Origin of the sequence: Mesorhizobium sp. M0496, from assembly GCF_040321205.1 — a bacterium.
Classification (GTDB): Bacteria; Pseudomonadota; Alphaproteobacteria; order Rhizobiales; family Rhizobiaceae; genus Mesorhizobium.
Genome location: NZ_JAMYRC010000019.1, coordinates 60,001 through 72,165 on the forward strand (window position 1 = coordinate 60,001; position 12,165 = coordinate 72,165).

General features: G+C 60.6%; 7 protein-coding genes, 1 tRNA gene and 2 rRNA genes (1 of these 10 only partly in view). All 10 read left to right on the plus strand.

Translation table 11 applies throughout. The features are described from left to right. Nucleotides 1–2,751: ribosomal RNA gene (locus NKI73_RS17530) — 23S ribosomal RNA — on the plus strand; it begins 70 nt to the left of the window's first position. A gap of 276 nt (nt 2,752–3,027) precedes the next feature. Then, nucleotides 3,028–3,142, plus strand: a 5S ribosomal RNA gene (gene rrf / locus NKI73_RS17535). 167 nt (nt 3,143–3,309) lie between these two features. Then, nucleotides 3,310–3,386 (plus strand) — tRNA-Met (locus tag NKI73_RS17540). A gap of 563 nt (nt 3,387–3,949) precedes the next feature. Then, on the plus strand, nt 3,950–4,981 hold the full coding sequence (locus NKI73_RS17545; protein WP_352631779.1) for a substrate-binding domain-containing protein: 1,032 nt from the start codon (nt 3,950–3,952) through the stop codon (nt 4,979–4,981). Nucleotides 4,982–5,079: 98 nt separating this feature from the next. Continuing rightward, nucleotides 5,080–6,615, plus strand: a complete 1,536-nt coding sequence (locus tag NKI73_RS17550) for a sugar ABC transporter ATP-binding protein (RefSeq protein ID WP_352631781.1) — start codon at nt 5,080–5,082, stop codon at nt 6,613–6,615. Between the two features lie 76 nt (nt 6,616–6,691). Then, nucleotides 6,692–7,615: an ABC transporter permease gene (locus NKI73_RS17555; protein WP_352631858.1), complete on the plus strand. Its 924-nt coding sequence runs from the start codon at nt 6,692–6,694 to the stop codon at nt 7,613–7,615. A gap of 24 nt (nt 7,616–7,639) precedes the next feature. Further along, complete coding sequence (locus NKI73_RS17560) at nt 7,640–8,620, plus strand: sugar-binding transcriptional regulator (protein ID WP_352631783.1); 981 nt, start codon at nt 7,640–7,642, stop codon at nt 8,618–8,620. Continuing rightward, on the plus strand, nt 8,617–9,612 hold the full coding sequence (locus NKI73_RS17565; RefSeq protein ID WP_352631785.1) for an aldo/keto reductase: 996 nt from the start codon (nt 8,617–8,619) through the stop codon (nt 9,610–9,612). Before NKI73_RS17560 ends, NKI73_RS17565 begins: the two co-directional genes overlap by 4 nt. A 19-nt stretch (nt 9,613–9,631) precedes the next feature. Further along, the gene (locus NKI73_RS17570) at nt 9,632–11,329 is read left to right on the plus strand and encodes a glycerol-3-phosphate dehydrogenase/oxidase (RefSeq protein ID WP_352631787.1); all 1,698 of its coding nucleotides are present in this window, start codon (nt 9,632–9,634) and stop codon (nt 11,327–11,329) included. Then, nucleotides 11,320–12,162 (plus strand): class I fructose-bisphosphate aldolase, encoded by an 843-nt coding sequence (locus tag NKI73_RS17575; RefSeq protein WP_352631789.1) that lies wholly within the window; start codon nt 11,320–11,322, stop codon nt 12,160–12,162. The genes NKI73_RS17570 and NKI73_RS17575 overlap by 10 nt, the downstream gene beginning before the upstream one ends. The last annotated feature ends 3 nt before the right edge of the window (nt 12,163–12,165 follow it).

A 12,165-nucleotide genomic window follows, 5' to 3' on the forward strand; every position in this document is an offset into this window, starting at 1 on the left:
GATAAGCTACGGGGAGGTGCGAATACCCTTTGATCCGTAGATTTCCGAATGGGGAAACCCACCTAAGGTACTTGGAAAATCAGAGCAGCCAGAGGTCGCAAGGCCGACTTGCTGCTGTGGTTTCCAAGTATCGATAATAGGTAACTTACCCTGAATACATAGGGGTAAAGTGGCGAACGCGGGGAACTGAAACATCTAAGTACCCGTAGGAAAGGACATCAACCGAGACTCCGGAAGTAGTGGCGAGCGAACCCGGACCAGGCCAGTGGCGATTGAGAGACAAGCGGAACCTTCTGGAAAGTAGGGCCATAGTGGGTGACAGCCCCGTACGCGTAATGCAATCAATCGTCCTCGAGTAAGGCGGGACACGTGAAATCCTGTCTGAAATTGGGGGGACCACCCTCCAAGCCTAAGTACTCGTGCATGACCGATAGCGAACTAGTACCGTGAGGGAAAGGTGAAAAGCACCCCGACAAGGGGAGTGAAAGAGTACCTGAAACCGATTGCCTACAAACAGTGGAAGCCCAAGGTTCGTCCTGGGTGACCACGTACCTTTTGTATAATGGGTCAGCGACTTAGTGTGACGAGCAAGCTTAAACCGCTAGGTGTAGGCGCAGCGAAAGCGAGTCTGAATAGGGCGTTCAGTTCGTCGCATTAGACCCGAAACCGAGTGATCTAGCCATGAGCAGGTTGAAGGTAAGGTAACACTTACTGGAGGACCGAACCCATAACTGTTGCAATAGTTCGGGATGACTTGTGGCTAGGGGTGAAAGGCCAATCAAACTCGGAAATAGCTGGTTCTCCGCGAAATCTATTTAGGTAGAGCGTCGACCGAATACCCCAGGGGGTAGAGCACTGGATGGGCTAGGGGTCCTCACCGGATTACCAAACCTAACCAAACTCCGAATACCTGGGAGTACTAGTCGGCAGACACACGGCGGGTGCTAACGTCCGTCGTGAAAAGGGAAACAACCCTGACCTACAGCTAAGGTCCCCAAGTTATGGCTAAGTGGGAAAGGATGTGAGGATCCCAAAACAACCAGGATGTTGGCTTAGAAGCAGCCATCATTTAAAGAAAGCGTAACAGCTCACTGGTCTAAATAAGGGTCTTTGCGCCGAAAATGTAACGGGGCTAAAGCCATACACCGAAGCTTAGGGTTTGGTCCGCAAGGGCCAAGCGGTAGCGGAGCGTTCTGTAAGCTGATGAAGCCATACCCGTGAGGGGTGGTGGAGGTATCAGAAGTGCGAATGCTGACATGAGTAACGTAAGGGGAGTGAGAGACTCCCCCGCCGAAAGACCAAGGGTTCCTGCTTAAAGCTAATCTGAGCAGGGTTAGCCGGCCCCTAAGACGAGGCGGAAACGCGTAGTCGATGGGAACCACGTTAATATTCGTGGGCTTGGAGGTAGTGACGGATCATTGAGGTAGTCCAATCTTATCGGATTGAACGGGCTGCTGCGTGGTTCCAGGAAATAGCTCCTCCTTATAAACCGTACCCGAAACCGACACTGGTGGTCTGGTAGAGTATACCAAGGCGCTTGAGAGAACTATGCTGAAGGAACTCGGCAAATTGCACGCGTAACTTCGGAAGAAGCGTGACCCTTTTCTACGCAAGTAGAGGAGGGTGGCACAGACCAGGGGGTAGCGACTGTTTATCAAAAACACAGGGCTCTGCGAAGTCGCAAGACGACGTATAGGGTCTGACGCCTGCCCGGTGCTGGAAGGTTAAGAGGAGGGGTGCAAGCTCTGAATCGAAGCCCCAGTAAACGGCGGCCGTAACTATAACGGTCCTAAGGTAGCGAAATTCCTTGTCGGGTAAGTTCCGACCTGCACGAATGGCGTAACGACTTCCCCGCTGTCTCCAGCATAGACTCAGTGAAATTGAATTCCCCGTGAAGATGCGGGGTTCCTGCGGTTAGACGGAAAGACCCCGTGCACCTTTACTATAGCTTTACATTGGCATTCGTAGTGGCATGTGTAGGATAGGTGGTAGGCTTTGAAACCTGGGCGCCAGCTCAGGTGGAGCCACCCTTGAAATACCACCCTTATTACTATGGATGTCTAACCGCGGCCCGTTATCCGGGTCCGGGACAATGTATGGTGGGTAGTTTGACTGGGGCGGTCGCCTCCTAAAGAGTAACGGAGGCGCGCGATGGTGGGCTCAGAACGGTCGGAAATCGTTCGCTGAGTGCAATGGCATAAGCCTGCCTGACTGCGAGACTGACAAGTCGAGCAGAGACGAAAGTCGGTCATAGTGATCCGGTGGTCCCGCGTGGAAGGGCCATCGCTCAACGGATAAAAGGTACGCCGGGGATAACAGGCTGATGACCCCCAAGAGTCCATATCGACGGGGTTGTTTGGCACCTCGATGTCGACTCATCGCATCCTGGGGCTGGAGCAGGTCCCAAGGGTATGGCTGTTCGCCATTTAAAGCGGTACGTGAGTTGGGTTCAGAACGTCGTGAGACAGTTCGGTCCCTATCTGCCGTGGGTGTAGGAATATTGAAAGGATCTGTCCCTAGTACGAGAGGACCGGGATGGACGGATCTCTGGTGGACCTGTTGTGGCGCCAGCCGCATAGCAGGGTAGCTATATCCGGACGGGATAACCGCTGAAGGCATCTAAGCGGGAAACCCACCTTAAAACGAGTATTCCCTGAGAACCGTGGAAGACGACCACGTTGATAGGCCGGGTGTGGAAGAGCGGCAACGCTTGAAGCTTACCGGTACTAATAGTTCGATCGGCTTGATCGTTCTCATTCCTTATGCCCATTTGACGAAGTCAAATGGTCCTATCAGCGCTTACGCATGAGCGGCCCTAACGGGCCTATGCTCCGCGAGGGCGCCGGAAAACCGGCGACGCGCAGTCGCGCTTGCGGGCTTATGCCCGAAGCGTCCTGTAGAAAACGTCGCCTTGGCACGGAAAGACGGGCAAATGGCGCAGGCCTATAGCGAGCGGGTATCCCCTACTCACTATTCCCTACTGCCTAATCCCTAACCCAGCTTCTCGAACAACGTGCGTTTTGCCGACCTGGTGGTTATGGCGGAGCGGCTGCACCCGATCCCATTCCGAACTCGGCCGTGAAACGCTCCAGCGCTGATGGTACTTCGTCTCAAGACGCGGGAGAGTAGGTCGCTGCCAGGTCTGCTAAACGCACGTTGATCTCACATCGGATGTGAGAGAAATCTTCTCTTTATGATTAGGCCCGCCAACGGGAACCACGGGCCGCGTAAGCGGCCCTTTCAGTTGGTGAGCCATCTACCTATTTGTAAGCCATGCTATTTGTAAGCCTCGGCTTATACCAAAGGTAACGCGGGGTGGAGCAGCCCGGTAGCTCGTCAGGCTCATAACCTGAAGGTCACAGGTTCAAATCCTGTCCCCGCAACCAACATCACAATCAGCCCGCCAGGCAAAATGCCGGCGGGCTGTTTGCGTTCGGGGGCGTCTCGGAACGAGCCGGCCGGAAAGCCTTCATGATCAATTCCCATGTCGCTGACCGGAAGCGGCTTTTGCTCGTCCGTGCGTCGCCCTGCCGCCCAACGCAGGATTCCTAACGACAGGGAGAGAGCGTCAAGCTCCAAGCCGAGCAGACGCCACCAACACTCGACCGGACGCCAGACTATGAAGGCGCTGCCGGCGATCGGCTCACCGCGAACGTCCCTCCAACATTCCATCTCCGCTTCGCCGTCAAGCGAGAAGGCCTTGCCAAAAAAGTGCGAGACCTTGGCCCCAACCGCGACCGGCCTCATCGAACCAGAACGTGTGGTGTCTTGTAGCGCGTATGGTGTGAAATATATTTCAATATGTGAATTATATTGACAGTACGAAACGGCGCTGTAATGTCCCGATCGTCGGCTTTCGGAGGAAGGTCGGCGTCATCAAATCCATACGGCAGCGCTCATTGAGCGCCTGCGACGGTCATTGAGGATGGCTTCGGCCAAGGGAGGAAACTTGCGCAAATTTCTGAGCACGCTCGCAATCGCGGCGGCTGCATCGACCTGCTTTGGGTCGATGCAAGCACGCGCCGAAACCCCCAACCCGTTCAAATGCGAGCCGGGTGAAAAATACGTCATGAACGTCATGGTCTCGGGCGTCGAATACTGGTTCCCGGTCTATGAAATGTTCAAGCAGGCCGGCCAGCAGTTCGGCTGCGAGACCGCCTATACGGGTACGCCCGAATACGACGTCAACAAGCAGATCGCGACCTTCGACCAGGCGCTGGCTCAGAAGCCGGCCGGCATACTGGTGCACCCGATGAACTCCGATCCGTTCATCGAGCCGATCAACCGCGCAATCGAGCAGGGCACAGCGGTGGTGACCTTCGCCGCCGACTCGCCGAATTCCAAGCGCGTCTCCTACATCACCTCCGATAACAATGCCGAAGGCACCTATGCCGCCGACGCCGTTGCCAAGGCGATGGACGGCAAGGGCGAATATGCGGTGCTGGAAAATCCCGGTCAGGACAATCACGACAAGCGCGTCAACGCTTTCGTTGCCCGCATGGAAGCCAAATGGCCTGACATGAAGCTGGTCGGCCGCGCCGCTTCGAACCAGGATCCGACCAAGGCCTATCAGGCGGTTCTGAGCCTGGCCCAGGCGCATCCCGATCTCGGCGCCGTGTTCATGCCGGAGGCCAATTCGGCCATCGGTGCTGCCCAGGCGGCCAAGGAAGGCGGCGGCAAGATCCGCGTCATGCTCGCCGACGTCAATGCCAAGATTCTCGACATGATCAAGGCCGGCGAGATCTTCGGCTCGGTCAATCCCAATCAGGGCATGCAAGGCTATATGGGCTTCATGCTGTTGTGGATGGCCAAGCATCCTGGCCTGATCGATCCGATGAACGACGCCCAGCGTTCGGGCTTCAACCCGATGAGCGTGCCCTTCGTCGACAATGGTTTCTCCATCGTCTCCAAGGACAATGCGGACGACTTCTACTGGGACAAGTATCTCAAGCGTCGCGGCACCAAGGGCATCGAGGAATAGTCTCGATCTTTCGTTCCCGACCCTTGCAGAGTCGGACCAAATCGGAAGGAGGCTTCGGCCTCCTTCCTCCTCAGCAATCGCCTTCGCAGGAGCATGGCGTGACCCTGGCGCCCATTCTTGAAATCCGTGGCCTGTCCAAGGCGTTCGGCCCGGTCAAGGCGCTGAGCGACGTGAAGTTCGAGCTGCGGCGCGGCGAAATCCATGCGCTGTGCGGCGAGAACGGCGCCGGCAAGTCGACGTTGATGAACATGATCGCCGGTGTGCTGCAGCCCGACGAGGGCGACATCCTGATCGACGGCGAGCCGCTCTCGATCCTCTCACCCGCGGCCGCCCAACGTCTCGGCATCGCGCTCGTCCACCAGGAGATCGCGCTCTGCCAGGATGCGACGGTCGCCGAAAACATCTACATGGCCGCGATCAACAGCCGGCGCGCGCCGCTGATGAATTTCCAGAAGCTCTATGCCGATGCCCAGAAGGTCATGAACCTGCTCGCGCCCATTCCGGTGCGCACCAGGGTCGCCGACCTTTCCATTTCCAACCAGCAGCTCGTCGAGATCGTCAAGGCGCTGACGCTCGACTGCAAGGTGCTGATGCTCGACGAGCCGACCGCGGCGCTCACCGAAAGCGAAGCGCAGCGCCTGTTTTCGATCGTGCGCGGGCTCAAGCACCGCAGCATCTCGGTGGTCTATATCAGCCATCGCATGGCCGAGATCTTCTCACTGTGCGACCGCGTCACCGTCTTCCGCGATGGCCGCTACGTGGCGACCGATGCGATTGCCGCCGTTTCCCCCGATGACGTCGTGCGCAAGATGGTCGGCCGCGAAATCACTCAGCTCTACCCCGACAAGCTGGCGCCGCAAGAGCCCGGGCGCCTGCTCCTCTCGGTGGAGGGGCTTTCCGACGGCCGTCGTTTCGCCGGCGTCGATCTTCAGCTCCGCGCCGGTGAAATTCTGGGCATAGGCGGCCTGATCGGCGCCGGCCGCAGCGAGATCGCGCAAACGGTCTGCGGTCTCAGGCCAATGACGTCAGGAACCGTTGCACTCGACGGAAAGCAGCTGCGGCTGCGCGGCTATGGCGATGCGGTCAAGGCGGGGCTGGTCTACCTTTCGGAAGACCGCAAAGGCTCCGGCGTGTTCCTCGATCTGCCGATCGCGGCGAACATCTCGGCGCTTGACCTTGGCAGGGTGACCGGGCCACTCGGCCTGCTCGATCGCAAGGCCGAGGATCGTCAGGCGAGGGAACTGACCGGCAGGCTCGGCGTGCGCATGGCCGGCATCGAGGCTGCCGTCTCGACGCTGAGCGGCGGCAACCAGCAGAAGGTCGCCATAGCCAAGCAGCTGTCCGTCAGCCCCAAGGTCATCATCATGGACGAACCGACACGCGGCATCGATGTCGGCGCCAAGGTGGAGATCCATCGGCTGCTGCGCCAGCTTGCCGGCAGCGGTGTCGGCGTCGTCGTCATCTCGTCGGAACTGCCGGAACTGATCGGCTTGTGCGACCGCGTCCTGGTGGTGCGCGAAGGCAGGATCGCCGGCGAACTCACAGCCGGCGAGCTCGGCGAGGAAGCCATCATCATGCTCGCCTCGGGCGTTCAGGACAGTTCAACTCAAAGGCAGGCTCAGAATGTCGCCTAGGGAATCAGGAGAAGCGCTCGTGCACGCCGAGATCAAGGCCGCCGGGCGGCGCATCAATTTCGCTCAGCTCGCATCGATGCGCGAGGCCGGGCTGATCGTCATCATCCTGGCGCTGTGCATCGCCATGAGCTTCGCCTCGCCGCATTTCCTGACATGGGGCAATTTCCGCGCCATGATGATGAGCTTTTCCATCGAAGGCATCGTTGTCGTCGGCATGACCATCCTGCTCATTGTCGGCGGCATCGACCTTTCCGTCGGCTCGGTCGTGTGTTTCTCAATGGTCGTCTCCGGCGCGCTGTTCCTCGCCGGCCTCGATCCCTGGACGGCAAGCCTGATCGGCATTGGCGTTAGTGCACTGATCGGCGCGGCGATGGGCTTCTTCGTCACGGTGATAGGCCTCAATCATTTCATCACGTCGCTGGCGGCCATGGTCATCGTGCGCGGCATGTGCCTGGTCGTCACCAAGGGCACGCCGCTTTCGCTGTTCACCCTGCCGCCGGCCTTCAAGGCCATCGGTCAGGGCAGCTTCAACAACATCCCCTATGTCATCCTGATCTTCGTTGTGGTGGTGGCGATCTTCGACTACCTGCTGCGCCGCGCCACGGCCTTCCGCAAGGTTTTCTACACCGGCTCCAACGAGAAGGCCGCGCAGTTCTCCGGCATCAGAACCAATCAGGTGAAGTTCTGGGTCACGGTGCTGTGCTCGACCCTCGCCGGACTGGCCGGCGTCATCTACATGGCGCGCTTCGGCGCGGCGACGCCGACCTTCGGCGCCGGCATGGAACTCAACATCATTGCCGCGGCCGTCATCGGCGGCGCCTCGCTGAATGGCGGCTCGGGCACCATCTTCGGAGCGATCCTCGGCATGGCGCTGCTCTCGGTGGTGACGAGTTCGCTTATCCTGCTCGATATCTCAGTCTATTGGCAGGACATGATCAAGGGATGCATCCTGCTGGCAGCCGTATCGATCGATCACTTCCTGCACCGCAAGAAGTCCTGAACTCCAAAGGCACCGAACAAGGCCATGGCCCCACCCAACACCCGCGACGACATTGCCGCTGTCCGCCAGATGCACCAGGCGCTTGTCCTGCATTATGTCGAAGGCAAAACCCAGGCCGAGATCGCCGGGGAACTCGGCATCTCGCATGCCACCGTCAACCGGCTGATCAAGCGCGGCCACCAGCTCGGCCTCGTCGAGATCAAGATCAAGTCACCGATCGACCACCTGGTCGACCTCGAAGCGCGGCTGGTGGCGCTTGGCGGTATCGAGCGGGCGGTGGTCGTGCCGTCGGTCTCCGAAAACCCTCACACAGCCCTGCAGCGGGTCGGCGAGGCGGCGGCGCGACTGCTGCTCGATACCATCAAGGATGGCGACACCATCTCGATCACCGGCGGCAAGGGCGTCAGCGCGCTGGTAGCCGGCCTCAAGCCGGGACGCCGATACGATGTCGAGATCATCCCGGCCACCGGGCTGGTGCAGGGCAAGCACTATACCGACGTCAATCACGTTGCCTCGCTTATGGCCGACAAGCTCGGCGGCCGCGCCTATCAGATCCATGCGCCGCTGTTTGCCGATACCGCGCAGCAGCGCGAGATGCTGATGGGGATCAGCTCCGTCGCAGACGTGTTTCGCAAGGCGCGCGAGGCCGACGTCGCGGTGGTGGGCGTCGGCTCCATCCTGACCGACGATTCCAGCTACTACGATCTGCATCCGTCCTCGAACGCCGATCGCCAGGCGATCGAGAAGTCCGGGGCGACAGGCGAACTACTCGCTCATCTCATCGATCGCCAGGGCAAGCTCTGCAACTACTCGCTCAACCGTTCGCTGGTCTCGCTGACGCTTGACGAGTTCGCGACCATCCCACGCTCGATCGGCATCGCCAGCGGCCCCAGCAAGGTCGCGCCGATCCTGAGCGCCATGCGCGGAAATCATCTCGACACCATCGTCACGGACGAGGCCACCGGGCTCCAGATCCTCGAGCTGGCCGAACAGGAGGCAGCATGAATTCTCGACAGATCCAGCGACAGATCGGCAAGTCCGGCATATCGGCGTCGGCTGTAGGCCTGGGCACGTGGGCGATTGGCGGCTGGATGTGGGGCGGCACCGACGAGAAGGAGTCCGTGCGGGCGATAGAGGCCTCGATCGACGCCGGCCTCAGCCTGATCGACACCGCACCGGCCTACGGCCTTGGCCGCAGCGAGGCGATCGTCGGTACCGCCATCAAGGGCAAGCGCGACAAAGTGGTGATCGCGACCAAATGCGGGCTGAACTGGCATTCGGGCAAGGGCGGCTATTTCTTCGACCAGGACGACAAGCCGGTGCATCGCTATCTCGGCGCCGACGGCATTGCCTATGAGGTCGAGCAGAGCCTGCGGCGTCTCGGCACCGATCATATCGACCTCTACATCACCCATTGGCAGGACCCGACGACGCCTATCGCCGAGACGATGGCGGTGCTGGAAAGACTGAAGACGGCCGGTAAGATCCGCGCCATCGGCGCCAGCAATATCAGCGCCGAGGATCTCGGCCATTATATCGATGCCGGCCAGCTCGATGCGATCCAGGAACGCTATTCGATGATTGACCGCGACATCGAGAACAGCCTGCTGCCGATCACCCGCCGCCATGACATCGCCACCCTCAGCTACTCCTCCCTGGCGCTCGGCCTGCTCACCGGCACGGTCGACCCCGGCCGCACATTCGGCGGCGACGACCAGCGCAAGGACAATCCGCGCTTCTCCACAGCCAACCGGCAGAAGGTCGCAAAGCTGAAGCAGGCCATCGCCCCGATTGCCGCCCACCACCAGGCCTCGATGGCTCAGATCGTCATTGCCTGGACGCTGGCCCAGCCGGGCATCACTTTCGCCCTGTGCGGCGCGCGCAATCCCGAACAGGCGCTCGACAATGCACGGGCCGGCGCGATCACGCTTGCGGCAAGCGAGCTTGCGGCGATCGACGCGGCGGCAGCCGCGCATCTCACGGCGATGGTTGCCTGAGCAAAAAGGCAACAGTCCAATGAACCGTAGCCAAACAACAGCCGCTCTGCGCGACCGGCCGGACATTGCCGTGCTCGTCATCGGCGGCGGCATCAACGGCATCAGCGTCTTTCGCGAACTGGCCTTGCAAGGGGTCGATGTCGTGCTGGCGGAAAAGGGCGATTTTTGCGGCGGTGCCAGTGCCGCGCTTTCGCGCATGGTGCATGGCGGCCTGCGCTACCTCGAAAACGGCGAATTCAAACTGGTGCGCGAATCGCTGCTCGAACGCGACCGCCTGCTGAGGAATGCGCCGCACTATGTGGCCCCGTTGCCAACGACGGTGCCGATCTTCGATATGTTTTCGGGTCTTGCCAACGGCGCGGTGCGTTTCCTCGGGCTGACGCGGCGGCCCAGCCGGCGCGGCGCGCTGGTCATCAAGACCGGCCTTGCCATGTATGATCTGTTCACCTCCGCGCGGCGATTGATGCCGACGCACAGGTTCAGGGGGCGAGCCGAGACCCTGAAGACATGGCCGGCGATCAATCCGGCGATCCGCAACTCGGCGACCTACTACGACGCCTGGGTGAGCCGGCCCGAACGCCTCGGCCTGGAGATGCTGCTGGATGCCACGGCAAGCGGGGCGAACGCGCGCGCCTTGAACTATGCGTTGGTGTCGTCGACGGGCGCCGGCCTTGCCATTACCGACACGCTGACCGGCGAAGAACTGCCGGTGCGGGCGCAACTGGTCATCAACGCCACAGGCGGCTGGATCGACCTGACCAACAAGGCCATCGGGGCCGCGGCCCCAAAGATGATGGGCGGCACCAAGGGCTCGCATCTCATCGTCGACAATGCAGAACTCTACACCGCACTCGGCGGCCACATGGTCTATTACGAGAACGAGGACGGCCGCATCTGCATCCTGTTTCCCTATCTAGGCAAGGTGCTGATCGGCTCGACCGACATCCGGGTCGATGATCCGGACCTAGTCCGCTGCGAGGAGGACGAGCAGCGCTACATCCTGCAGTCGCTCGCTTTCGTCTTCCCCTCGATCAAGGTTACCGACGACCAGATCGTGTTCCGCTTCGCGGGGGTACGTCCCTTGCCCGCCAGCGAAGACAGTTTTACGAGCCGCATACCGCGCGATCATTTTTGCGAGTTCGTCGAAGCGAGCGGGCATCTGCCGGCGACGCTTTGTATGATCGGCGGCAAGTGGACCACTTTCCGTTCATTTGGAGCGCTGGCAGCCGATATGGCGTTGAAGCGATTGGGGCTCGCGCGCAGCAAGGAAACGCAGGACATGGCTGTCGGTGGCGGCCGTGACTTTCCGGCCGACCCGGAGGCCTGGTGCGCGTCATTCGCCGCCGAGCACGGCCTGCAGGTCGAGCGCGCGCACACGCTTCTGCAGCGCTACGGCACCTCGGCCAGCGACTTCGTTTCGCACCCGGCGGGCGAACAGATGCTGCCGCAGTCGGACTATTCGGCAAGCGAGATCGGGCACATCATCGAGCGTGAGCATGTCGAGTGCCTTGCCGATCTGTTCCTGCGCCGCACCACCATTGCCATTTCGGGCGGCCTCAGCTTCGACCTCGTCAACGCCGTTCTCGACATGCTAGCGGCGCACAAAGGCTGGAATGCCGACCAGGCTGCCGCCGAATGCTCGACCTTCCTCGCCTTGCTGGCCGACCGGCACGGCATCGATCTCCAGACGCACCAAAGGAGCGCCCTATGCGCGTGAACAAGAAAGTCCGCATGAACCGGCTGTTCGGCGGTGGCCGCTGCCTCGACGTGGCTATCGATCATGGCGTCTGCAACGAACCGAGCTTCCTGGCCGGTCTCGAAGACATGGCTGGGGTCGTCAATCAGCTGGTCAAGGCCGGCCCCGACGCCATTCAGATGAACTACGGCCAGGCCGATCTGCTGCAGTCCGTACCAGGCAAGGATAAGCCGGCGCTGGTCATGCGCATCGACATGGGCAATCCTTACAACAGGATACGCCACCGGGCGATGTGGGCGGTGTTGCAGAACGAGGCCGAGCCCTTGCTTGGCGCCATCGAAATGGATGCGGCTTGCGTCGTCGTCAATCTGTTCATGCTGCCCGACGAGCCCGACCTGTTCCGGCAATGCGTGCAGAACATTGCCCGTGTGCGTGCCGACTGCGAGAAATACGGCCTGCCGCTGATGATCGAGCCGCTGGCCATGCTGCCGGTTGCCGAACATGGCGGCTACATGGTCGACGGCGACGCCGAAAAGATCGTCACCTTGACCCGGCTTGCCCGCGAGATGGGCGCCGATATCATCAAGGCCGATCCGACCACCGACCCCAACGATTTCCACCGTGTCGTCGAGGCCGCGCGCTGCCCGGTACTGGTGCGCGGCGGCGGTAAGGAGGATCTGCGCGCCGTGTTCGACAAGTCGGCTGCCTTGATGGCACAGGGTGCGCTTGGCATGGTCTATGGCCGCAACATCTACCAACATGCCGATCCGAGCGCGGTCGTGCGGGGGCTGATGGCGATCATCCACGATGATGCCGATGGTGCCGTCGCCTGGGACCTGTACAAGCAGGCATAGGCG